This window comes from Pseudomonas sp. BGI-2, from assembly GCF_004310295.1.
GTDB lineage: Bacteria > Pseudomonadota > Gammaproteobacteria > Pseudomonadales > Pseudomonadaceae > Aquipseudomonas.
In genome coordinates this window covers 252,012-274,137 of the sequence record NZ_SISB01000001.1, presented here as the reverse complement: position 1 = coordinate 274,137, position 22,126 = coordinate 252,012, and the positions used below count along the sequence as shown (strand labels likewise).

General features: G+C 59.2%; 21 protein-coding genes and 3 tRNA genes. 9 read left to right on the top strand and 15 right to left on the bottom strand.

Annotation, left to right across the window (positions count from 1 at the left end):
- Positions 1-25: 25 nt before the first annotated feature.
- The 10 genes from EYC95_RS01235 to EYC95_RS01190 all read right to left on the bottom strand — a co-directional run bounded on the left by EYC95_RS01235 (position 26) and on the right by EYC95_RS01190 (position 12,406).
- Positions 26-811 carry a 3-hydroxybutyrate dehydrogenase gene (locus EYC95_RS01235; protein WP_131058727.1) on the bottom strand — a complete coding sequence of 262 codons (786 nt, stop codon included), beginning with the start codon at positions 809-811 and terminating at the stop codon, positions 26-28.
- Positions 812-818: 7 nt separating this feature from the next.
- Entirely contained in the window at positions 819-2,210 is a 1,392-nt protein-coding gene (locus EYC95_RS01230; protein ID WP_131058726.1) for a GntP family permease, read from the bottom strand.
- A gap of 297 nt (positions 2,211-2,507) precedes the next feature.
- Positions 2,508-3,923 (bottom strand): sigma-54-dependent Fis family transcriptional regulator, encoded by a 1,416-nt coding sequence (locus EYC95_RS01225; RefSeq protein ID WP_131058725.1) that lies wholly within the window; start codon positions 3,921-3,923, stop codon positions 2,508-2,510.
- Between the two features lie 169 nt (positions 3,924-4,092).
- The gene (locus EYC95_RS01220) at positions 4,093-5,667 is read right to left on the bottom strand and encodes an ABC transporter ATP-binding protein (RefSeq protein ID WP_131058724.1); all 1,575 of its coding nucleotides are present in this window, start codon (positions 5,665-5,667) and stop codon (positions 4,093-4,095) included.
- Between the two features lie 27 nt (positions 5,668-5,694).
- A complete protein-coding gene (locus tag EYC95_RS01215; RefSeq protein ID WP_131058723.1) occupies positions 5,695-6,717 on the bottom strand; it encodes an ABC transporter permease in 1,023 nt (340 codons plus the stop codon).
- The gene (locus EYC95_RS01210; RefSeq protein WP_131058722.1) at positions 6,717-7,778 is read right to left on the bottom strand and encodes a microcin C ABC transporter permease YejB; all 1,062 of its coding nucleotides are present in this window, start codon (positions 7,776-7,778) and stop codon (positions 6,717-6,719) included. Before EYC95_RS01210 ends, EYC95_RS01215 begins: the two co-directional genes overlap by 1 nt.
- Positions 7,778-9,646 (bottom strand): extracellular solute-binding protein, encoded by a 1,869-nt coding sequence (locus tag EYC95_RS01205; protein ID WP_131058721.1) that lies wholly within the window; start codon positions 9,644-9,646, stop codon positions 7,778-7,780. The genes EYC95_RS01210 and EYC95_RS01205 overlap by 1 nt, the downstream gene beginning before the upstream one ends.
- Positions 9,647-9,781: 135 nt before the next feature.
- Positions 9,782-10,063, bottom strand: a complete 282-nt coding sequence (locus EYC95_RS01200; protein WP_131058720.1) for a peptidylprolyl isomerase — start codon at positions 10,061-10,063, stop codon at positions 9,782-9,784.
- 83 nt (positions 10,064-10,146) lie between these two features.
- Positions 10,147-11,028 carry a triacylglycerol lipase gene (locus EYC95_RS01195; protein ID WP_131058719.1) on the bottom strand — a complete coding sequence of 294 codons (882 nt, stop codon included), beginning with the start codon at positions 11,026-11,028 and terminating at the stop codon, positions 10,147-10,149.
- Between the two features lie 289 nt (positions 11,029-11,317).
- Positions 11,318-12,406: a 3-deoxy-7-phosphoheptulonate synthase gene (locus EYC95_RS01190; RefSeq protein ID WP_131058718.1), complete on the bottom strand. Its 1,089-nt coding sequence runs from the start codon at positions 12,404-12,406 to the stop codon at positions 11,318-11,320.
- Between the two features lie 626 nt (positions 12,407-13,032).
- Here EYC95_RS01190 and EYC95_RS01185 point away from each other — a divergent pair.
- The 8 genes from EYC95_RS01185 (at position 13,033) to EYC95_RS01150 (ending at position 17,930) form a co-directional block, all read left to right on the top strand.
- Positions 13,033-13,791, top strand: a complete 759-nt coding sequence (locus EYC95_RS01185; protein WP_131058717.1) for a carbon-nitrogen hydrolase family protein — start codon at positions 13,033-13,035, stop codon at positions 13,789-13,791.
- Entirely contained in the window at positions 13,791-14,234 is a 444-nt protein-coding gene (locus EYC95_RS01180) for an N-acetyltransferase (protein ID WP_131058716.1), read from the top strand. The genes EYC95_RS01185 and EYC95_RS01180 overlap by 1 nt, the downstream gene beginning before the upstream one ends.
- A gap of 127 nt (positions 14,235-14,361) precedes the next feature.
- Complete coding sequence (uvrY, locus tag EYC95_RS01175) at positions 14,362-15,003, top strand: UvrY/SirA/GacA family response regulator transcription factor (protein ID WP_008015884.1); 642 nt, start codon at positions 14,362-14,364, stop codon at positions 15,001-15,003.
- A 2-nt stretch (positions 15,004-15,005) separates the two neighbouring features.
- Positions 15,006-16,829, top strand: coding sequence for an excinuclease ABC subunit UvrC (gene uvrC, locus EYC95_RS01170; protein ID WP_131058715.1), 1,824 nt, complete (start codon positions 15,006-15,008; stop codon positions 16,827-16,829).
- Positions 16,830-16,861: 32 nt separating this feature from the next.
- Positions 16,862-17,422, top strand: coding sequence for a CDP-diacylglycerol--glycerol-3-phosphate 3-phosphatidyltransferase (gene pgsA / locus EYC95_RS01165; RefSeq protein ID WP_109632018.1), 561 nt, complete (start codon positions 16,862-16,864; stop codon positions 17,420-17,422).
- Positions 17,423-17,485: 63 nt separating this feature from the next.
- Positions 17,486-17,561 (top strand) — tRNA-Gly (locus tag EYC95_RS01160).
- A 46-nt stretch (positions 17,562-17,607) separates the two neighbouring features.
- Positions 17,608-17,681, top strand: a tRNA-Cys gene (locus EYC95_RS01155).
- Positions 17,682-17,843: 162 nt separating this feature from the next.
- Positions 17,844-17,930, top strand: a tRNA-Leu gene (locus EYC95_RS01150).
- Between the two features lie 84 nt (positions 17,931-18,014).
- Here the strand turns inward: EYC95_RS01150 and EYC95_RS01145 are convergent.
- Entirely contained in the window at positions 18,015-18,851 is an 837-nt protein-coding gene (locus EYC95_RS01145) for an NAD(P)H-binding protein (protein ID WP_131058714.1), read from the bottom strand.
- A 179-nt stretch (positions 18,852-19,030) separates the two neighbouring features.
- Between EYC95_RS01145 and EYC95_RS01140 the strand changes: the two genes are divergently transcribed.
- Complete coding sequence (locus tag EYC95_RS01140; RefSeq protein ID WP_131058713.1) at positions 19,031-19,696, top strand: TetR/AcrR family transcriptional regulator; 666 nt, start codon at positions 19,031-19,033, stop codon at positions 19,694-19,696.
- A gap of 150 nt (positions 19,697-19,846) precedes the next feature.
- Here EYC95_RS01140 and EYC95_RS01135 read toward each other — a convergent pair whose 3' ends face one another.
- The 4 genes from EYC95_RS01135 to EYC95_RS01120 all read right to left on the bottom strand — a co-directional run bounded on the left by EYC95_RS01135 (position 19,847) and on the right by EYC95_RS01120 (position 22,119).
- A complete protein-coding gene (locus EYC95_RS01135) occupies positions 19,847-20,131 on the bottom strand; it encodes a hypothetical protein (protein ID WP_131058712.1) in 285 nt (94 codons plus the stop codon).
- Between the two features lie 305 nt (positions 20,132-20,436).
- Complete coding sequence (locus EYC95_RS01130; RefSeq protein ID WP_010460746.1) at positions 20,437-20,667, bottom strand: hypothetical protein; 231 nt, start codon at positions 20,665-20,667, stop codon at positions 20,437-20,439.
- 115 nt (positions 20,668-20,782) lie between these two features.
- Positions 20,783-21,004, bottom strand: a complete 222-nt coding sequence (locus EYC95_RS01125; RefSeq protein WP_131058711.1) for a hypothetical protein — start codon at positions 21,002-21,004, stop codon at positions 20,783-20,785.
- A gap of 74 nt (positions 21,005-21,078) precedes the next feature.
- Positions 21,079-22,119, bottom strand: coding sequence for a DNA topoisomerase IB (locus EYC95_RS01120; protein ID WP_131058710.1), 1,041 nt, complete (start codon positions 22,117-22,119; stop codon positions 21,079-21,081).
- Positions 22,120-22,126 lie beyond the last annotated feature (7 nt).

Here is a 22,126-nt window from a genome sequence, read left to right as displayed (position 1 = left end):
GAGCGTGGGAACGATCATCTGTGGGTTACTGCGCCAACCACCCACCATCAATGTTCCACGCCGCGCCACGCACTTGGCTACCGGCTTCACTGCACAAGAACAACACCAACTCACCCAATTGCGGCGGCGTGACGAACTCCAGCGACGGCTGCTTTTCTGCCAGCAAATCATGCTGCGCCTGTTGCGGCTCGATCCCGATGGCAATGCGATCATCAATCTGCTTCTGCACCAGCGGCGTCAACACCCAACCTGGACAAATGGCGTTGCAGGTGACGTTCGTCGTTGCCGTTTCCAGCCCGACTACCTTGGTCAGGCCGATCACGCCATGCTTGGCCGCGACGTACGCGGCTTTACCCACCGAGCCCACCTGGCCATGCACCGAGGCGATGTTGATGATCCGCCCCCACCCTTTGGCACGCATGCCCGGCAGGCTCAAACGGGTGCTGTGGAACACCGACGACAGGTTGATCGCGATGATCGAGTCCCAGCGCTCCACGGGAAAATCTTCTACCGGCGCCACGTGCTGGATGCCGGCGTTGTTCACCAGAATGTCCACGCCGCCGAACTCACGCTCGGCGTAGGCGATCATGTCGGCGATCTGCGCCGGGTCGCTGACGTCGGCCGGATGATGGCCGATCTTGCCACCGCTTTTTTTACTGAGCTGCTCGACCTCGGCAATCACCTTGGACGCATCGCCGAAACCGTTGAGAATCAGATTGGCGCCGGCCTTGGCCAGGCTGAGGGCTATCCCCAGGCCAATGCCGCTGGTGGAACCGGTGACCAGTGCAGTCTTGCCCGAAAGAGTCGTCATGAATACCTCACACAATGCCAGTGGCGTAGAAAGTACCGATCACCACAAAGACCGCCAGGGTCTTGATCAGCGTAATACAAAAAATGTCTTTATAGGCTTCGCGGTGGGTCAGGCCGGTGACCGCCAGCAAGGTAATCACTGCGCCGTTGTGCGGCAGGGTGTCCATGCCGCCACTGGCCATCGCAGCCACCCGGTGCAGCACTTCCAGCGGGATGTTGGCGGCATGGGCCGCGGCGATGAAGTCATTGGCCATGGCCGCCAGCGCAATGCTCATGCCGCCCGACGCCGAACCGGTGATGCCGGCCAGCAGGGTCACGGTTATCGCTTCGTTGACCAGCGGATTGGGAATGCTCTTGAGCCAGTCGGCCAGCACCAGGAAGCCCGGTAGCGAGGCAATCACTGCACCAAAACCGTATTCAGAAGCGGTGTTCATCGCCGCCAGCAATGAACCGCCGACCGCACTGCGACTGCCTTCGGCCAGCTTGCCGCGAATCGCCTGGAGGCCGAACACCAGCACCATGATGATGCCCACCAGCAGGGCGGCCTGCACCGCCCAGATCGCGGTGAGCTTGGCGATTTCGGTGGTCACCGGCGCGGCCATGCCCGGCAACGCCAGGCTATGGGTCTTGCCGTACCACTGTGGAATCCACTGGGTAAACAGCAGGTTCATGATGCCGACGGCCAGCAGCGGCGACAGGGCGATCCAAGGGTTTGGCAGTTTGATGTCAGTCGCGGTTTCCGGCTCGTTGCGTAGATCAGTGCCATAGCCTTCACCGGCGGCCTGAGCCTTGTTGCGTTGGCGCTGGAGAAACAGCATGCCGGCGCTAAACACGAAGATCGCGCCGATCACACCCAGCCACGGCGCCGCCCACGCGGTGGTGTTGAAGAAGGTGCTGGGGATGATGTTCTGGATCTGCGGGGTGCCGGGCAGGGCGTCCATGGTGAACGAGAACGCACCGAGGGCGATGGTGGCCGGGATCAGTCGCTTGGGGATGTTGCTCTGGCGGAACATTTCAGCGGCAAACGGATAGACCGCAAACACCACCACAAACAGCGACACGCCGCCGTAAGTGAGCAGGGCGCAGACCAGCACGATCACCAGCATGGCTTGACGGGTGCCGAGCAGCCGAATCGCTGCCGCGACGATGGAGCGCGAAAAGCCCGACAGCTCGATCAGCTTGCCGAACACTGCACCGAGCAGGAACACCGGGAAATACAGTTTGATGAAGCCGACCATTTTTTCCATGAACACCCCGGTGAAGGCAGGGGCGACGGCGGAAGGGTCGGTGAACAAGACGGCGCCAAGGGCGGCAATCGGGGCGAAGAGAATAACGCTGTAGCCACGGTAAGCAGCCAGCATCAGCAGCGCGAGGGCTGCCAAGGCAATGATCACACTCATGGTGTGTCTCCTGGATTGTTATTTTTGTAGGGTGGATCTTTTGTGGGAGAGGGCTTTAGCGAGATTCGTGCCAGGCGTGCAACATGTTGAAATATAAGGATATTTGTTTATAGAAGAGGCAATTTTGAATTATTTGTCTCTGTTTTGGGACTCTTGAGACTGTCCGGATGCCTTCGCGGGCAAGCCTCGCTCCTACAGGTTTTGTGGTTGCCGCTGTATTTCGGCCCGACGCAAACCCTGTAGGAGCGAGGCTTGCCCGCGAAGAGGTCGTATCTACCAACAGAGATTTATGTCTCTTTATGGAGACTCAACAATCCCCAACGCCACCATCTTCTTATACAAAGTAGACCGCCCCAGCCCCAACCGCGCCGCCGCTTCAATCACCTTGCCCCCGCATTGCGCCAGGGCCGATTCAATCAACTGTCGGTCAAACCGTTCCCGCGCCTCACTGAACGTCTCATGCGCAACCGCCTCGATCACCCTCGGCGCCACACGCTCCACCGGCGTAAATGTACCAATCGCCGCGCGGATTTCTCCTGCATTCAACACCAGGTCATCACTGAGCAGCGCCGCGCGTTCCAGTACATTGCGCAGTTCGCGGATATTCCCCGGCCAGGCGTGCTGCCCCAGCAGCTCCAAGGCTTCGGTGTTCAGCTCATGCTGACTGCGCAGTTCCTCAAGGATTGCTTCACTGAGCGCCGGCAAGTCGTCGAGACGATCGCGCAGGGGCGGCACGTTGATGGGCAGGACGTTGAGTCGGTAATACAAATCGGCGCGAAATTCGCCGCGCTTGATCGCCGCGTCCAGATCCGTGGAGGTGGCCGCGATCACCCGCACATCGCTCTGGATCACTTCATTGGAACCTACCGGCTCGAACTCCTTTTCCTGCAACACGCGCAGCAACTTGCTTTGCAGCGGCAGCGGCATGTCGCCGATTTCATCGAGAAACAGCGTGCCGCCCTGAGCGATCTGCAACTTGCCAGCCCGGCCCTTGCGATCAGCGCCGGTAAACGCGCCGGGCGCGGTGCCGAAGAATTCGGCTTCCAGCAACGCCTCGGGAATCGCCGCGCTGTTGATGCTGACGAACGCTTTGTGTGCGCGCGGCGAAGCGCCGTGGATCGCCTGGGCCAGCAACTCCTTGCCGGTGCCGGTTTCGCCGAGCAACAGCACCGGTGACTCGGCACTGGCACTGCGCCGGGCGCGGCGTTTGACTTCCAGGCTGGCGGCGCTGGTCCCGATGAAGTGGGCGAAGTTGTACTTGGTCTGCCGCGCCCGCAGCAACGAGCGGGTCGAGGCCAGTTCTTCCTGCATGCTCAGGTAGCGTTTAAGCATTGGCGACAGGCTGTGCAATTCGTCGAACAGCGCAAAACCAATGGCGCCGATTACGGCACCCGCATCGTCGTGGATTGGCAGGCGCATCACCACCAGCGGTTCTTTGGGTGTGTCTTGCATGTCCAGCAGGATCGGCCGGCCCGTGCGCACGACTTCGCGTAACAGGCTGCCCGGGATCACGCTTTCGCAGGCCTTGCCGATGGCCACTTCGGCTGACTCCAGGCCGAATCGCCGGGCATAGCGCTCGTTCATCCAGACGATGTTCGCATCGCGGTCAACAATCACCGTGCCCTCGCTGGACTGCTCGATGATCTCGAACAACGAACGGATCGCCAGCAGGCGAACGCGCTGGTAGTCCTTGAGGCTTTCGGTGGTGTTCATAGGGGCATGTCCAGAATATGTGTTGTCTTGGCGGGCCTCTTCGCGGGCAAGCCTCGCTCCTACAGGGTTTGTGTCGAGCCACACATTCAACGGTAACCACAAAACCTGTAGGAGCGAGGCTTGCCCGCGAAGGCCGCGACGCGGTCATATTGCACGACGCAGATTATGCCTACCGCGGATGCGCCGCAGCCAACAGCTCTTTGGTATACGGATGCTGCGGCGAATCGAACACGTCATGGCTGGCGCCGCTTTCCACCACTTTGCCGTCCTTGATCACGATCATGTCGTGGGCCAGGGCGCGCACCACCGCCAGGTCATGGCTAATGAACAGGTAGGTCAGGCCATGTTTTTCCTGAAGCTGGCGGAGCAGGGCGACCACTTGTTTTTGCACCGTGCGATCCAGCGCCGAGGTCGGTTCGTCCAGCAGGATCAGTGCCGGTTTCAGCACCAGCGCCCGGGCGATGGCGATGCGTTGGCGTTGGCCGCCGGAAAACTCGTGCGGGTAGCGATGACGGCTTTGCGGATCAAGTCCGACTTCCACCAATGCCCGAATCACTTCGGCTTTGCATTCTTCAGCCGTCAACTGGCTATGCACTTCAAGCCCTTCGCTGATGATCTGCGCCACGGACATTCGCGGGCTGAGGCTGCCGAAGGTATCCTGGAACACCACCTGCATCTTCTTGCGCCATGGCCGCAGCTGCTTTTGCGTCAGGCCGTCCAGCGCCTCGCCCTGAAAGCGAATGCTGCCTTCTGAATCGAGCAAGCGCAGGATCGCCTGGCCCAGGGTCGACTTGCCCGAGCCGGACTCGCCAACGATACCCAGGGTTTTACCGCGCTGAATGTTGAGGCTGATGCCGTCCACCGCTTTCAAGTAAGTCTTGCGCTGGAACAACCCGCCACTGAGGGCAAACTGCACGCTCAAATTGTCCACTTCCAGCACGTTCTCGCGTTCGTCCCGGGGCAGGGCTTCGCCTTCCGGTTCGGCGTTCAGCAGCACGCAACTGTAGGGGTGTTTCGGCTCGGTGAAGATCGTCTCGCACGTGGCCTCTTCGACGATTTCCCCAGCCTTCATCACGCACACGCGCTGGGCGATGCTGCGCACCAGATTGAGGTCGTGGCTGATCAACAGCAGCGACATGCCGAGCCGCTGTTGCAGGGACTTGAGCAGAATCAGGATTTTGCGCTGCACCGTCACGTCCAGCGCCGTGGTGGGTTCATCGGCGATCAGCAACTGCGGCTCGCAGGCCAGGGCCATGGCGATCATCACCCGTTGCCGCTGGCCACCGGACAGTTGATGGGGATAGGCCTTGAGCCGCTCTTTGGGTTTCTGGATACCCACCAGTTGCAGCAACTCCAGAATCCGCGCTTGGGCCATTTTGCCCGTCAGGCCCTTATGCACCAGCAGGGTTTCGCCGATCTGCTTTTCGATGCTGTGCAACGGATTGAGCGAGGTCATCGGTTCCTGAAAGATCATCGCGATCCGGTTGCCGCGTAACTCACGCAACACCTGGGGCGAGGCGCCGAGCAGCTCCTTGCCGCGATAGCGAATGCTGCCAGTGGTTTGGGTACCTATCTCGGGCAGCAATTGCAGGATCGAGTGCGCCGTCACCGATTTGCCGGAGCCCGATTCACCCACCAACGCCAGGCATTCGCCGGGACGGATGTCCAGGCACAGGTTGCGTACCACCGTCTGGCCATTGAAGGCCACGCTGAGGTCACGGATTTCGATCAGGTTGTTACTCATATCAACATTCCGCGTCAGGATCGGGGTTCAAGACCGAGGGTCGAAGGCATCGCGCAACGCCTCGCCGATAAACACCAATAAGGAAAGAATCAGCGCCAGGGTGAAAAACGCGGTCAACCCCAGCCACGGCGCTTGCAGGTTCTGCTTGCCTTGCCCGATCAACTCGCCCAGCGATGCGCTGCCAGCTGGCATGCCGAAGCCGAGGAAATCCAGGGCCGTCAGGGTGGAGATGGCCCCGGTGAGAATGAACGGCAGGTAGCTCAAGGTCGCGTTCATAGCGTTGGGCAGGATATGCCGGACAATCACTTTTCGATCCGTGAGACCCAGCGCACGGGCGGCCTTGACGTATTCCAGGTTGCGCCCACGCAGGAACTCGGCGCGCACCACGTCGACCAGCGCCAACCAGGAAAACAGCGCCATGATCCCCAGCAGCCACCAGAAATTCGGCTCGACAAAACCCGACAGAATGATCAACAGGTACAGCACCGGGAGCCCGGACCAGACCTCCAGCAAACGTTGACCGATCAGGTCGACCCAGCCGCCGTAATAGCCTTGCAGCGCCCCGGCGGCGATCCCGATCAACGCACTGACAAAGGTCAGCATCAACGCAAACAGGATCGACACCCGCGCACCGAAAATCACCCGGGCCATGACGTCCCGGGACTGATCGTCGGTGCCCAGCCAGTTAACACTTGAGGGAGGGCTCGGCGCCGGTTTATTGAGTTCATAGTTGGGCGTGTCATCGCTGAACGGGATCGGCGGGAACAGCATCCAGCCGCCGTCCTTGTTAATCAGCTTCTGCACGTAGTCGCTGCGATAGTCGGCTTGAAACGGCAGTTGCCCGCCGAACTCCTGCTCGGTGTGACGTTTGAACACCGGGAAGTACCATTGGCCCTGATAACTGACCATCAGTGGTTTGTCGTTGGCGATCAACTCGCCGCCCAACGTCAGCAGAAACAGGCCAATGAACAACCACAGCGACCACCAGCCCCGGCGGTTTTTCTTGAAACGCTCAAAGCGGCGACGGCCTAACGGAGAGAGCTTGAACATCAGGCATTCCTCGCGGCGAAGTCGATACGCGGGTCAACCAAGGTGTAGCAGAGGTCACCGATCAGTTTTATCAGCAGTCCGAACAGCGTGAAGATAAACAGCGAGCCGAACACCACCGGGTAGTCCCGCGACACGGCGGCCTCATAACTCATGCGCCCAAGGCCATCGAGGGAGAAAATCACCTCGATCAGCAGCGAGCCGGCGAAGAATACGCTGATGAACGCCTGGGGAATCCCGGACACCACCAGCAGCATCGCATTGCGAAACACGTGACCGTAAAGCACGCGTCGTTCGCTCAAGCCTTTGGCCCGTGCAGTGACCACGTACTGGCGCGTGATCTCATTGAGGAACGAGTTCTTGGTGAGAATCGTCAGGGTGGCGAAACCGCCGATCACCAGCGCCGTCACCGGCAGCACGAGGTGCCAGAAGTAGTCGGCGATCTTGCCCACGGTCGATAGCGATTCGAAGTTGTCCGAGACCAGCCCGCGCACCGGGAACCAGTTCAGCGAGGTGCCGCCGGCAAAGACCACGATCAGGAACATCGCGAACAGGAACGCCGGCATCGCGTAACCGATGATGATCGCGGTGCTGCTCCAGATATCGAAATGGCTGCCATGATGAACGGCCTTGCGGATGCCCAGCGGGATCGAAACCAGGTATGTGATCAGCGTCGCCCAGAGCCCGAGGGAAATGGTCACCGGCATTTTTTCCAGGATCAGGTCGGTGACGGTCGCACCGCGGAAAAAGCTCTTGCCGAAGTCCAGGCGCGCGTAGCTGGTGAGCATCAGCCACAGACGTTCGTGCGCGGGCTTGTCGAAGCCGTATTGCTTTTCGATGTCCTTTATCAATTGCGGGTCGAGGCCGCGACTGGCCCGGGAGGTGCCAGACAGGGTTTCACCGGAGCCGCCGCCGACACTCGCGCCGCCGATACCTTGCAAGTGAGCGATGGCCTGTTCCACCGGACCGCCCGGCGCGGCCTGGACGATGATGAAGTTGACCAGAAGAATGATCACCAGCGTCGGGATGATCAGCAGCAGACGCCGCAGTATATAAGCCCACATCAATGCGGCCCTCCGGGTGTGCCACGGCGGATTTTCTCGGCAGTCATCTGCTGGTTGGTCAGCGGCGTGGCGCTCACTTCCCACCAGCTCTCAATGGCTTCGTCGTTACTGGCCTGCTCGTTGGGCATGCCGAACCGGTTCCACCACACCGTCGAAGTGCCCGGCGGGTAATAGTTGGGAATCCAGTAGTAGTTCCATTGCAGCACCCGGTCCAGCGCGTGGGCGTAACGCAGCATTTCCGGTTGGGTGTTGGCGCGGACCAGCCCGTTGATCAGGGTGTCGACCGCCGGGTTCTTCAGCACCATGTAGTTATTGGCGCCGGGGTCGTTGGCCGAGATCGAGCCAAAGTAGTTGAGTAGCTCGCCACCCGGTGAAGTGGTGACCGGGTAGCCGGTGACGATCATGTCGTAGTCACGGCTCATCAGGCGATTCACGTACTGGGACGAGTCGATGCGGCGAATGTTCAGGTCGATGCCGATCTGCTTCAAGGTGCGCTTATACGGCAGCAGCAATCGGTCCATGCCGTTCTGGCTGACCAGAAAGGTGAAACTCAGCGGCGTGCCTTCAGCGTTGACCAGCTGATCGCCATCGGGTTTCCAGCCCGCCTGCTCAAGCAGGTCCAGCGCTTGCAGCTGTTTGTCGCGAATCAAGCCGCTGCCATCGGTTTTCGGCGCTTCGAAGACTTTGGTGAACACCTCGTCGGGAATCTGCCCGCGCAGCGGTTCGAGGATGGCCAGCTCGCCCGCATCCGGCAGTTGGCGGGCGGCGAGGTCGGTGTTGGAAAAGAAACTCTGCTGGCGGATGTACATGTCTCGCATCATCTGCCGATTGCTCCACTCGAAATCCCACAGCATCGCCAGGGCCTGGCGCACTCGGCGGTCCTGGAATATCGGGTTTTGCAGATTGAAGACAAAACCCTGGGCCGATTGCGGTGCTTGCGTTGCCAGATGCGCTTTTTGCAGGCGACCGTCGCTTAGGGCCGGGCTCTCGTAGCCGATGGAATAGCCGGTCGCGGAGAATTCGCGGTTGTAGTCGTAGGCGCCGCCACGCAGGACTTGGCGCGCGACGTCGGTATCGCCGAAGTACTCGATGCTGAAGCGATCGAAGTTGTAGAGGCCGCGGCTGACCGGTAAATCCTTGCCCCACCAGGCGGCGTTGCGCTCGAAGGTGATGCTGCGACCGGAATCGACCTTTCCTACCTTGTAAGGACCGCTACCCAGTGGCGCCTCGTAACCACCGCCATTGGCGAAGTCGCGAGTCTTCCACCAGTGCTCCGGAAAGACCGGCAAGGTGGCAATGTCGAGGGGCAGGGTGCGGTTTTCGTTGCTTTTAAAGTCGAACCGAACCGTCAGGGGCGCTTCGACTTCGACGTCTTTGACGTCGGCGAACTGGGTGCGATAGCGCAGGCTGCCCTGGGTCATCAGCAGGTCGAAGGTGTAGCGCACGTCTTGGGCGGTGATCGGTGTGCCGTCGGCGAAACGCGCCTTCGGGTTCAAATAGAAGCGCAGGGACATGCCGTCGTCCGAGCGTTCCATCTTTTGCGCCACCAGGCCGTACACGGTGTAGGGTTCATCCAGCGAACGCTGGGCCAGAGGAGAGTAGAGCAAACCGTCGATTTGCGTGACGCCAATGCCCTTGTCGATGTACGGCAAGATATGGTCGAAATGACCGATTTCGATGGCCGAGCGACGCATCGTGCCGCCCTTGGGGGCTTGCGGGTTGGCGTAGGTTAAATGACTGAAGCCGGCGGGATACTTCGCCGGTTCGCCGTACACGGTCAACGCATGTTGCGGTGCTGCATTCACACCAGCGGCACTTAATAGCAGGGCCACGGCAGTGAACAACAAAGTAGGGAACGCCAGTCGCATTGTCAGCCTTAGAGCCGGGTGGTCGATAACCGCAATTTGTACGCTAGCGGCGCGTCCCTCGCCAGCCGTATCACGTATCCGAAACACAACGGCCCACCAAAAGGCGGGCCGTCATGCACAAAACCAGGGTGTCGATCAGTCCTGGCGGCTGGTCACTTCCAGCAAGTGATAGCCAAACTGGGTCTTGACCGGGCCTTGCACCACGTTGATCGGTGCGCTGAAGACAACGGCGTCGAACTCCTTGACCATCTGGCCTGGACCGAACGAACCCAGGTCACCGCCCTGGCGGCTGGATGGGCAAGTCGAGTTGTCTTTGGCAACTTGGGCGAAATCAGCGCCGCCTTCGATCTGGGCTTTTAGTTCGTTGCACTTGGCTTCCGAGGCAACCAGGATGTGACGGGCAGTGGCTTTAGCCATGGAAAAATACTCCTTTCAATGTTCAGTAAAGTGCGGAGCCTACCGGATTCAGTGGTCTATTTCTCGTCAAAGTTCCGGACGGATTATAGGCCGGCATTTCTCAGGCGCTCGGCATGCTGCACATACAAGGCAATCGGGTCGATGCCCTTGCCCAGTGGTCCGGCGGTTTGACTGAGGCTGTCCAAATGATCCAGCGGATAGTCGGAACGGATAACTTTGCCTAAATGGGAGCTGTAGCGGCCAACCATGCCGTCATTCTGCTCTGCTTCGGTGGTGAAGTAGCGGGAAAAGGCCTGGAGGAAACCGTGCAGCGGATTGACTGCATTCAGGCCTTTGTCGAGGAGGTCGCCCTGCAATGTCCCACTCCAGGAGTAATAGCGCACGCCGTTAACCAGTTCACGGCCCTTTCCACCCCAGGTCTTCGGCAATCCTTGCGGGAACTTGTCGTTGAAAGCGCCTACACCTTCGGTGGTCAATGCGTTGAGCGCGGCAATGGCATTCTGCGGCAGGTGCTGGTGACCGCTGAGCAACGACAGAAAGTCGGCAAACAGCGTGGCAATCGTTGCCGCGACGTGCTCCGGCAGGCGTCCGGGCGTCATGGCCTTGCGCAGAAAGTCGGCCAGCTCCGAGCCGTGATTCGGGCCGCTGACCGAAGTTACCGACGCAATGATCTCTGGTGCGATTGCCGCGGCGTAACGTGCCGCGAGAGCACCTTGGCTGTGACCGATCAGGTTGACCTGTTGGGCGCCGGTTCCTTCCAGCACCCGTTCGATCTGTGCCAACAGTTGGTCGCCGCGCACTTCGTTGCTTTGGGTAGCCGAGAGGTGGGGGATAAACACTCTTGCGCCGGCACTTCTGAGGGCCTGCTTGACGTCATGGAAGAGTTCGACTTTGCCAATGCGATCAAAGCCGAAGAGCCCGTGGATCAGCAGGATTGGATACTGAGTGGTTGCATTCCGTAGCATGTTCATTCCTTTTTTGCGGTGGTTCAGAGGTGTGGATATGGGCTCACTCTAAAGCACACCGGCAGCTCGGCGGTGTATGAGGAATCCGCTGTAAGCTGATGAAAAAGGTATAGAGAATGTAGGAAAGTTCGAAAGAGAATGAGGTCCTGTTCGGAATATTTGGACATCTTTTTGTCGTTTGCGGAGCGCATCGTTGCAACGGCCTACTATGCGAACGCCGTTTACCTGTAAACCGATTCACTTTTTTCAAACGCCAGCCCTCGATCGAGGGCTGGAAGGTCGGCAGTGGTTATGCCGGTCGTTGAACGCTGTTCTGTGATCGCAGCCGGTCGGCAGCCTGGCGCAACAGTTGTTCGGTTCCGGTCCAGCCAAGGCAGCCATCTGTTACCGATACGCCGTAGCGCAACGATGGGCTCAAGGGCTGGCAGCCTTCGAACAAATGGCTCTCGATCATCATGCCGATCAGCGATCTATTACCTTGCAGGCGTTGCTCAAGCACATCGTTGAACACGGCCGGCTGTCGTGCCGGGTCTTTGCCGCTGTTGGCGTGGCTGCAGTCGACCATGATCCGGGCCGGGATCTTGAGTCGGGTCAAGTCGCTGTTCACCTGGGCGACGCTGTCGCGATCGTAGTTCGGTCCGCGATGACCGCCGCGCAAAACCAGATGGGTGTCGGGATTGCCCGGGGTTTGAATCACCGCAGGATGCCCCTGGCTGTCGACACCGAAATGGCGATGCGGGTGGGCGGCCGAACGCATGGCGTCGCTGGCGACGGCGACACCGCCATCGGTGCCGTTCTTGAAACCGACCGGCATGCTCAAGCCACTGGCCATTTCCCGGTGAATTTGCGACTCGGTGGTGCGGGCGCCGATGGCGACCCAGCTCAACAGATCGTCGAAGTAGCCCGCCGCCATGGGTTGCAGCAGTTCGGTGGCAATCGGCAAGCCGAGGCGCAGCATTTCGCGCATCAGTTCGCGCGACAGCGTCAAACCGCCGGCCATGTCATCGCTGCCGTCAAGCCGCGGGTCGTAGGCCAGGCCTTTCCAGCCGACCGTGGTGCGGGGTTTTTCGACGTAGGCGCGCATTACCAGCAACATTTCATCGCTGACTTCGGTGGCGAGGCGAGCGAGATTGGCGGCGTATTCGAGGGCGGACTGGGGATCGTGTATCGAGCAAGGGCCGACGATGACCAGCAGACGGGAATCTTCACCGTTGAGGATCGCGCGGACCGCGTCGCGGTGAGCGGCGACTTGCCGGGTCAGGGCATTGTCGAGGGGCAGTTGCTGTTTGAGCTGCAATGAGCTGGGCAGACGCAGGGTCAGCGCTTCATTGGCGGGGCTCAAGGTGGACAGCGGCAGAGCAGAGACGGACGAGTTCATAGTCAGGCTTCCTGGGCTGGCGGCGGGTTCGTTCCCGCGTGCTCGGCCCTACTGGGGTGTTCGACAATTGGCCGGATTGGCTGCGTGTGTGTGCTTGCCACCTGTGGGTGACCGATCGGAGGCGGCAGGCTGTCCCGAGCGGAGGCTGGTAAATCGCCAGGCGGTAAAACTGTCGTAACGGCAATAAGTGGCGTAGTTCATTTTCTGAATCCTCAAGTTGTCTGGTGTGTCGCTAAAAATTGGGGGCTGAAAAAAACAAAACCCCCGGTCGGGAGGCCGACCGGGGGTTGAGAATTCTCTGGTGGCGACCCGTTTAAAGTGGGCGCCGTGTGGGTATCAGGCGCGCCAGTGGCTAAACCAATACCCAAAATAAAAGCTGACCGGAGCACAAACGTCAGGCGCCCGGGCAGCCAAAACCGAGCGCGAGGCGCTGGCGGTACGAAGCTGTGAGAGGGCGTTGAACATGGTCTGTCTCCGATGAATGCGCCGAGCTTACTAGAGGCCGGTGCGCGGTTTCAATCAGAAAATGCTATCGGTCACTGGTGACGTTTTCTATCGCTTGAGTGCGTCAGGGTTTATGACACACTTCGCGTTCCGCTTAACCAGTCACATCACAAGGACGAAACATGACGACACTGACCATCGCCGCTGCTCAATCGATCTCCATTGCGGGTGATCTGGCCGCCAATATCGCCTGGCATCAGCGCTTCATGCAGGTTGCCGCGGAGCAGGGCGTCCAGTTGCTTGTCTTTCCTGAATTGTCGCTGACCGGGTACGAGCGCGGGTTGGCGGCTGAGCTGGCAATTGACCCGAATGACGAGGTGCTGCGACCGCTGCGAGATTTCGCGCGGGAACTGGGCGTGACGAGTGTGGTCGGAATGCCGATTCGTCTGTCGGACGATTCGCCGGTACTGATCGGTGCGTTGGTTCTGGGCGCCGATGGTTCGCTCGGGGTGTACAGCAAGCAGCATCTGCATCCGGGCGAGGAGGTGGCGTTTGCGCCGGGAACGGGTGGTTCGACGTTGAAGATTGGTACTGAAACGATCGCGTTGGCGGTGTGCGCCGATTTTTCTCACGCCAGCCACGCAGCAGCGGCGGCAGAACAGCGCGCCGCCCTTTATGCCGCCGGGGTACTGATCACCGAAGAAGGCTATGCGCCGGATACTGCCCTCTTGCAAGGTTATGCTTGCACCCATTCGATGGCAGTGCTGATGGCTAACCATGGCGGGGTGACGGGAGGTTGGGAATCGGCTGGGCGCAGTGCAATCTGGGCGGCGGACGGATCGCTTATTTCCGCAGCCCCCGGCACGGGCAAGCTGCTGGTCGTTGCTCGCCGGGACGCTGACGGCTGGAACGGGCAAATCGTCAATGTCGCGGAGGCTTGATGGGCTTCGAACTACGTCCGGCAACCGCCCAGGATCTGGATTTCGCTCGCGAGCTGACCTGTCGAACCATGCTCAGCTACTACATTCAGCATGATTTGTTATGGCAGGACGAAGCCTTCGATGTTGCCTGGGCCGGGCGCGAGAACTGGTTGATCGTCCGTGACGATGTCTTGCAGGGTTATGTGAGCCTCAGTCGCGACCCGAGAGCTTTATATATCCGCGAGTTGCACGTGCTCGAAGCGTTTCAGGGGCAGGGTGCCGGTTCCTGGGCGGTCGATCAGGTATTTGCCATGGCGTGCAAGGAGCGGCGTCCGGCGCTACGCCTGACAGTTTTTGAAACGAATCCGGCCAAAGCACTGTACGAGAGAAAAGGGCTGAAGGTGGTCGGTCAAGACGAGTGTTTCCTGAGAATGCAGCGCGATGTCGATGAGCCGCATCGCTGAAACACGCTTGCGACAGGCCTTTCAAGATGTAATGAAACTTTTTATATAGCGCTTGCCGCTAGGTCTGCCAGTCGCTTTTTGCTAAGGTGTCCGGCAACCCAATAAGACCATATCGCGAGGTGTCTGCTTGATTAGGGTGCTAGTAGTCGATGACCATGATCTCGTTCGTACAGGCATTACACGAATGCTGGCTGACATCGATGGCCTGCAAGTAGTCGGCCAGGCTGAGTCGGGGGAGGAATCCCTGCTTAAAGCGCGTGAGTTGAAACCCGATGTGGTGCTGATGGACGTCAAGATGCCCGGGATCGGCGGTCTTGAAGCCACGCGCAAGTTATTGCGCAGTCATCCGGACATCAAAGTCGTCGCGGTCACCGTGTGCGAGGAAGATCCGTTTCCTACGCGGCTGTTGCAGGCCGGTGCCGCGGGTTATCTGACCAAGGGCGCCGGTTTGCCGGAAATGGTCCAGGCAATTCGCCTGGTATTTGCCGGGCAACGCTACATCAGCCCGCAGATTGCACAGCAACTGGCGATCAAATCCTTTCAGCCAACCAACGACTCGCCCTTCGACGCGCTGTCGGAACGCGAGATCCAGATCGCACTGATGATTGTCGGGTGTCAGAAAGTCCAGATCATTTCCGACAAGCTCTGCCTGTCGCCAAAAACGGTCAACACGTACCGTTACCGCATTTTCGAGAAGCTTTCGATCAGCAGTGATGTCGAGCTGACGCTGTTGGCGGTGCGTCACGGCATGGTCGATGCCAGCCTCTGAAAATGACTGAAGTCTTCGATCCAGGCGCTTTTCTGTCGACCGTCAGTGGGCGCCCTGGCGTCTACCGCATGTTCGACAGCGATGCACGCCTGCTGTACGTCGGCAAAGCCAAGAATCTGAAAAAGCGTTTGGCCAGCTACTTCCGCAAAACCGGTCTTGCGCCCAAGACCGCGGCGCTGGTGGGGCGCATCGCGCAGGTCGAAACCACCATCACGGCCAACGAAACGGAAGCTTTGTTACTTGAACAGACGCTGATCAAGGAATGGCGCCCGCCGTATAACATTCTGCTGCGCGACGACAAATCCTACCCATACGTCTTTCTCTCGGATGGGCAGTTTCCTCGCTTGAGCATCCATCGCGGCGCGAAGAAGGCCAAGGGCAAGTATTTCGGTCCGTATCCCAGCGCGGGCGCCATTCGCGAAAGCCTGAGCCTGCTGCAAAAGACCTTTTTTGTTCGCCAGTGCGAAGAGAGCTATTACAAGAATCGTACGCGCCCTTGTCTGCAATACCAGATCAAACGCTGCAAGGCCCCGTGCGTCGGGCTGGTGGAGCCCGAGGTATATGCCGAGGACGTTCGCCACTCGGTCATGTTCCTTGAAGGCCGCAGCAATGCGCTGACGGACGAGTTGTCCGCCGGCATGGAAGAGGCGGCGATCAACCTCGAGTTCGAGCGCGCCGCCGAGTTGCGTGACCAGATATCGTTGCTGCGCCGGGTACAGGACCAGCAAAGCATGGAAGGCGGTACGGGCGATATCGATGTGATCGCCGCGTTCGTCAATCCGGGCGGCGCCTGTGTTCACTTGATCAGCGTGCGCGGTGGGCGGGTGCTGGGTAGCAAGAACTTCTTCCCTCAGGTCGGAATCGACGAAGACGTTTCCGAGGTCATGGCTGCATTTCTTGGTCAGTATTTCATTACCAGTCCCGAGCGCGACCTGCCGAGCGAGCTGATCGTCAACGTGGTTCACGAAGACTTTCCGACCCTGATTACGGCCATTGAAGAGCTGCGCGGTCGCGAGTTGACCATCAGCCATCGAGTACGCGGCACGCGAGCGCGCTGGCAACAACTGGCGGTCACCAATGCCGAGCAGGCGTTGGGCGCGAGGCTGGCCAACCGTCAACACGTCGCCGCACGTTTCGAGGCCCTGGCAGAAGTGTTGAACTTGGACGAGTCGCCGCAGCGTCTTGAGTGCTACGACATCAGCCATTCCAGCGGCGAAGCCACCGTTGCCTCTTGCGTGGTGTTCGGTCCGGAAGGCCCGATCAAGTCCGACTATCGTCGTTACAACATCGAAGGCGTCACTCCGGGCGACGACTATGCGGCCATGCACCAGGCCCTGACCCGACGCTTCAGCAAATTGAAAGACGGGGAGGGCAAGCTGCCGGACATTCTGTTGGTGGACGGCGGCAAGGGGCAGCTGTCGATGGCCCGCGACGTGCTCAATGAACTGGCGGTCCCTGACCTGATTCTGCTGGGCGTGGCCAAGGGCGCGACACGCAAGGCCGGTTTTGAAACCCTGTACCTCAATGACGCAGCCCACGAATTTACGTTGCGTGGCGATTCCCCCGCGCTGCATCTGATTCAACAGATACGCGATGAAGCCCACCGTTTTGCAATTACCGGGCACCGCGCGCGCCGTGGCAAAACCCGGCGCACATCGACGCTTGAGGGCGTTGCGGGCGTCGGACCGACACGTCGGCGCGATTTGTTAAAACATTTTGGTGGATTGCAGGAGCTGTCTCGTGCCAGCATCGAAGAGATCGCCAAAGCACCCGGGATCAGTAAAAAGCTCGCAGAGTTGATTTATGCAAATCTGCACAGCGAGTAGAATGCCACCTCACCTCGTAGCCAGTTGTGCCGATGAATATCCCTAATCTGATTACCGTTCTACGCGTCCTGCTCATCCCGATCTTCATTTTACTGTTCTACCTGCCTTACCAATGGAGCTACCTGGCCTCCGCCTCGGTCTTCGCATTTGCCGCCGCCACTGACTGGCTGGACGGTTATCTGGCCCGTCGTCTGGAACAAAGCACGCCGTTCGGGGCTTTTCTCGATCCCGTGGCGGACAAGCTGATGGTTGCCGTGGCGCTGGTATTGCTGGTGCAAGAGCACGGTAATCTGTGGCTCACACTGCCTGCCGCAGTCATCATCGGTCGCGAGATTGTCGTCTCGGCACTGCGCGAGTGGATGGCCGAACTCGGCGCCCGCGCTCACGTCGCCGTGTCGAACCTGGGTAAATGGAAAACCGCCGCGCAAATGCTCGCGCTGGTGATCCTGCTGGCCAATCCCTCGGACTTCACCTTCTGGGTCTTGATCGGTTACGCCTTGTTGCTGGTGTCTGCCGGCCTGACATTGTGGTCGATGGTCCAATACCTGCGGGCTGCCTGGCCGCATCTGAAGACCGACGTGGAAAAGAAATAAAACTTTTTTGAATCAAAGGGTTGACGGGGCTTCTGGATTCTATAGAATGCGCCACACCAAGACGCGGGAATAGCTCAGTTGGTAGAGCACGACCTTGCCAAGGTCGGGGTCGCGAGTTCGAGTCTCGTTTCCCGCTCCAAGTTTGTACACATTTGATGTTGCGCTACATGACAGCAAATGTTTGAGGCCGAGTAGCAAAATGGTTATGCAGTGGATTGCAAATCCACCTACGCCGGTTCGATTCCGACCTCGGCCTCCACTATAAACAAGCTCCGTAGATCTATGATTTACGGAGCTTTTTTATTTCCGCAGCCTTGCAAGATTTTGTCTTGAAAAGGGTATCTGCGAACTTGCTTCACCGGGACGGGATGTATATATTTCGTCCTCTGTTGCACAAGCCAGACAGCTTCACCGCGCTACCGCCCGAATGGCGAAACTGGTAGACGCATGGGACTTAAAATCCCCCGCTCGTAAGGGCGTGCCGGTTCGATTCCGGCTTCGGGCACCATATATATCAAAGGCCTGCATGAGGAAACTCATGCAGGCCTTTGTCGTTTCTGCTCCGCAATTTGGCAGACGATCCTCGTCGACCTCAACCCTGGTTCTGCCAGACCCCCGCAGCAACCGTACGCCGAACATAATCGCTGAAGTCTCGCGCGGGCCGACCTAGTGCACGCTGAACGCCATCAGTCAGTGGCGTGTTGCGACCATCGAGCACCGTTGTGAAGAGATACAGCACCAGGTCGATAAACTCGGCAGGAAGTTGTGCCTGTTCCAGCGCCTGACGATAGTCTTCCGATGGCACGGCAGTGAAACGGATATCGCGCCCGGTCCCCTTGGCGATCTCCTCGACCGCTTCGGCAAACGTCAGCGCCCGTGGCCCGGTCAATTCATAGAGTTGGCGTGAATGGCCGGGTTGGGTCAGCGCCTCAACGGCGATTTCGGCAATGTCCTCCGCATCGACGAAGGGCTCCGCGATACTGCCGACGGGGAGGGCCAGTTCTCCCTGAGCAATGGGCTCCAGAAAATGCGCTTCGCTGAAGTTCTGGAAGAACCAACTGGCCCGCAGGATCGTCCAGTCAACGCCGCTGTTCTGTATGACGCGTTCGGCTTGTTCCGCTTCGATCTCGCCGCGCCCGGACAGCAGCACCAGTTTGCTGACGCCACTTTTGACGGCCAGGTCGGTAAACGCCTGAACTGTCTCGAGGGCGCCCGGTACGGCAAGGTCCGGTTGATAGGAAATATATACGGCGTGAACGCCATCAAGCGCTGCATCCCAGGTCGTCCGGTCTTCCCAGTCAAAGAGTGGATTCGCCTCGCGCGATCCAAGGCGCACAGGCAATCCCGCCGCTTTGAGATGTTGAGTGATCCAGCGCCCTGTTTTTCCGGTCGCACCGAGAACGAGGAAAGTGTCTTGAGCGGTTTTCATCGCGTTCATCTCCATCGGGTTATGTGAGTGATGCTCACGTTTAAAAGATGATAAACGCTCATGTTGTGCCGTCAACCAACGTAGTGACGGAAACCGACGTACGGACGCAACCTCTTGGGGGCGTACGTTGGGGGTGCTAAGGTGAGTGCTTGTCATGTTACTAATCGGGAACCACTCCAGTGCGAAAGAAGGCCGCCGCCGGGCTAGAGCAACCTGTTTCAGAGCCGAGCCGACGCAATCCCACGCAACAGCGCAGTCGCGAGCGGCAGGAGCGAATTCTTGCCGTGGCGACTCAGCTGATCGCGACCAAGGGCAGCGATCAGGTCAAGATGAGCGAAATCGCTGAGCGCTCTGAGATCTCGATCGGGTCGCTTTATCAATACTTCCCAGACAAGAGTTCAGTCATTCGCACGCTGGCCGAGCGCTATAACGCTGCAAGCCGTCGTTGTATCGAAGAGGCTCTGGTCGCGGTGCAGGATGCCCAAGGGTTGGCTGATGCCTATTCGGACTTGCTGGATCAGTATTACGAGATCGTTCAGGCCGAGCCTGCGATGCGCGATATCTGGTCGGGCATGCAGGTAGACAAGCAGCTGCTGGCGTTGGAGCTGGAGGAGAGTCGTGTGGCGGGCGGGTTACTGGCCGATGCGATGCTTCGGGTGTATCCAGGCAGCGATACGCAGCGGGTTGCTGATTCTGCCTTTCTGATCTGGCAGCTCGGTGAGGCAACCATGCGGCTGGCCACTTCTTGTGCGCCCGAAGAGGGGCGGCGGTTGTTTGAAGCGTTCAAGCGCATGTCGCTCGCGGAGATCATGGAGCCCATGTGCATGAAAGCGTCCGAGTCATGACAGGAACGGGTTGAGCTGAGCAAGTCGCCCCAAACGCAATCCACTGTGGGAGCGAGCCTGCTCGCGATGGCTGAGTATCAGTCAAATCAATGTTGAATGTACCGCCCTCATCGCGAGCAGGCTCGCCCCCGCATTGGCTCTTCATCGCCTTTAAACAAAAGGCTGACCGGTAAAGCCACGAGGTAGTCTTTGCAACCCGGCCATGGCAGTAAGCCGTTCTACCCAGGCTGCGCGCCAGTCATTGGCGGTGTGGGTGACTTTGGCCTTGCGTGCGGCACGGCGTGATGCGTTGCGTTCGGCTTTTCGCGCGTCCTTGAATGCGTCGGTGTTTCGGCAGCTTCTGCACTTTACGCGGGTCAATTCGGTGCTTGAGGTGAGATTGCTGCCTTTGTGGCCGCAGGCCAGATGCCCGCTGACTTTGAAGTGAGTGACCATGGAACGTCTCCTTCGCGACGTGTGATCGTTTGACCTCCCAAGAGCGATGGCGTTCGCTGGCTGCCTGGCGGGCAAAAAAAAGGCCTGCATGCGGGCAGGCCAGGGGTGTTTCTCAAAGGAGTGACTCACTGTAAGGCGTGGGTTGTGAACGTTACGTGAAAAGAGGGCGACAAAAAAAGCCCAGCGCCAGGCCGGGTGGGTGTGTAACGCAAGATAATCAGACAGGCACGGGCGCGGTGACGATGGAGTCGCCGTTCATGCGTCCTGAATCAGGCCCTGTTCTCGAATCGCGCGTCCAGATTGGATCATCTGAACCGCGGAAGAGGCGGGTCGACAGGTTTTAACGAAGACAGGGTGTTTCGAATCAGTGGCGCGTCTTTCTCGATGTCGTTCAGGCGGTCACGGATTCTGAGGGCTGTCGGGTGCCCTCCTTGATGATCTACCCAGTCGGCAATCTCCTTGCACGCAGCGGCAAGTCGAGCCTGGCGGGAGTCGAGCAGGGTGAGCAGGGTGGTGATGGACTCTTTTTCGGACATGGCAAACACCTCCGTTCAAGAAACCTGACAAATAGCAGCAAAAAGCCCGCGTGGTGCGAGCTTTCTGCCGATGGGGTCGCTGGTCCTTCAGCTGTTTTCAGTATAGACCCGGACTTCAGGCTTGTCGGGCCGTCACTTGTGAGGTGAGATTGAGCCGCAGGCATTCACGCTGGGCATCTTCTTCAAGATCATAACCGTCACCGATGAAACCATGGGTGCGGGTATCGAAGATTCGATACCAGACTTCGGCTTCAGGTGGCGGGTGACTAACTTCTCCGGCCCGACGGCCATGAATGATGATCTTGTTGCAACGTTGCACAACGAAAATGTCTTCCATGGCGTCACCGCGGCTGATTCATGTCCACATCAACTATAGAAGTTCTTTGTGATCGTGCAAAAAAAATGGACGGGTCATTTCGTCGATTCGGCCGCCGCGATCATTTTCTCCAGATACATGGCGAGCCCGACTTCCTCTGCCCTGAGCCCTTTACGCAGCCTCGGCCGAGGCAATTGGGCCAAGGCGCCGAGCATGAAGCCTTCAAGCACCGCCGGGTGGATGTAGCACTTGCGGCACACCGCCGGGGTGTTGCCGAGTTGCCTGGCGACGTTCTTGACCATCTCCACCACATGCCGTTTCGCATCCGACTCCGGTTCCCACTGCAATTCGCGCAGCACCGACAACGCCAGAGCGCTACCCGCCCAGGTGCGGTAATCCTTGGCCGTGAAGTCGGCGCCGGTGAGGGTTTGCAGGTAGGCATTGACGTCTGAGGAGCTGACGGTGTGCCGCTCGCCATTTTCGTCCAGGTACTGAAAGAGGTCTTGTCCGGGAATCTCCAGGCAGCGCTTGATGATTCGCGCCAGGCGTCGGTCTTTTACGGTGATCTGGTGTTCGACACCACTCTTGCCGCGGAACTGGAACAGGATCGCACTGCCGTTGACCTCTACGTGACGGCTGCGCAGAGTCGTCAGGCCGTACGAGCGATTTTCCCGCGCGTATTGAGTGTTGCCGACCCGGATCAGCGTTGCATCGAGCAAGGTAATGACGGTGGCCATGACTTTGTCTCGGCTGAACCCCGGAGCGTCCAGCAGTGCTTCAAGCTGTTTGCGCAGTTTCGGCAGTGCCAGGCCAAAGTCCCGCAGCCGCGAGTATTTGTCGGCATCGCGTACTTCGCGCCAGCGCACGTGGTAGCGATATTGTTTGCGACCGCGAGCGTCACGTCCGGTGGCTTGCAAATGGCCGCGCGGGTCGGCGCAGATCCACACATTCGTATAGGCCGGCGGCACCGCAAGGGCGTTGAGGCGTTTGATTTCGTCGGGATCGGTAATGCGCTGGCCCGCGGGATCGAAGTAGCAGAATTTGCCACGCAATAGTTTGCGGGTGATTCCAGGCTGCGTGTCATCGACATAATGCAGGTCGGGTGGCAGCACATCGGGCAGCGCGGAGTCGGACATGGCGAAA

Coding starts and splice junctions, on each gene's coding strand:
- EYC95_RS01185 (WP_131058717.1), top strand. CDS start 13,033: ATGACGACACTGACCATCGCCGCTGCTCAATCGATCTCCATTGCGGGT.
- EYC95_RS01195 (WP_131058719.1), bottom strand. CDS start 11,028: ATGCTACGGAATGCAACCACTCAGTATCCAATCCTGCTGATCCACGGG.
- pgsA (WP_109632018.1), top strand. CDS start 16,862: ATGAATATCCCTAATCTGATTACCGTTCTACGCGTCCTGCTCATCCCG.
- EYC95_RS01180 (WP_131058716.1), top strand. CDS start 13,791: ATGGGCTTCGAACTACGTCCGGCAACCGCCCAGGATCTGGATTTCGCT.
- EYC95_RS01200 (WP_131058720.1), bottom strand. CDS start 10,063: ATGGCTAAAGCCACTGCCCGTCACATCCTGGTTGCCTCGGAAGCCAAG.
- EYC95_RS01135 (WP_131058712.1), bottom strand. CDS start 20,131: ATGGTCACTCACTTCAAAGTCAGCGGGCATCTGGCCTGCGGCCACAAA.
- EYC95_RS01145 (WP_131058714.1), bottom strand. CDS start 18,851: ATGAAAACCGCTCAAGACACTTTCCTCGTTCTCGGTGCGACCGGAAAA.
- EYC95_RS01235 (WP_131058727.1), bottom strand. CDS start 811: ATGACGACTCTTTCGGGCAAGACTGCACTGGTCACCGGTTCCACCAGC.
- EYC95_RS01210 (WP_131058722.1), bottom strand. CDS start 7,778: ATGTGGGCTTATATACTGCGGCGTCTGCTGCTGATCATCCCGACGCTG.
- EYC95_RS01230 (WP_131058726.1), bottom strand. CDS start 2,210: ATGAGTGTGATCATTGCCTTGGCAGCCCTCGCGCTGCTGATGCTGGCT.
- EYC95_RS01225 (WP_131058725.1), bottom strand. CDS start 3,923: ATGAACACCACCGAAAGCCTCAAGGACTACCAGCGCGTTCGCCTGCTG.
- EYC95_RS01120 (WP_131058710.1), bottom strand. CDS start 22,119: ATGTCCGACTCCGCGCTGCCCGATGTGCTGCCACCCGACCTGCATTAT.
- EYC95_RS01190 (WP_131058718.1), bottom strand. CDS start 12,406: ATGAACTCGTCCGTCTCTGCTCTGCCGCTGTCCACCTTGAGCCCCGCC.
- EYC95_RS01125 (WP_131058711.1), bottom strand. CDS start 21,004: ATGGAAGACATTTTCGTTGTGCAACGTTGCAACAAGATCATCATTCAT.
- uvrC (WP_131058715.1), top strand. CDS start 15,006: ATGACTGAAGTCTTCGATCCAGGCGCTTTTCTGTCGACCGTCAGTGGG.
- EYC95_RS01130 (WP_010460746.1), bottom strand. CDS start 20,667: ATGTCCGAAAAAGAGTCCATCACCACCCTGCTCACCCTGCTCGACTCC.
- EYC95_RS01205 (WP_131058721.1), bottom strand. CDS start 9,646: ATGCGACTGGCGTTCCCTACTTTGTTGTTCACTGCCGTGGCCCTGCTA.
- EYC95_RS01215 (WP_131058723.1), bottom strand. CDS start 6,717: ATGTTCAAGCTCTCTCCGTTAGGCCGTCGCCGCTTTGAGCGTTTCAAG.
- EYC95_RS01220 (WP_131058724.1), bottom strand. CDS start 5,667: ATGAGTAACAACCTGATCGAAATCCGTGACCTCAGCGTGGCCTTCAAT.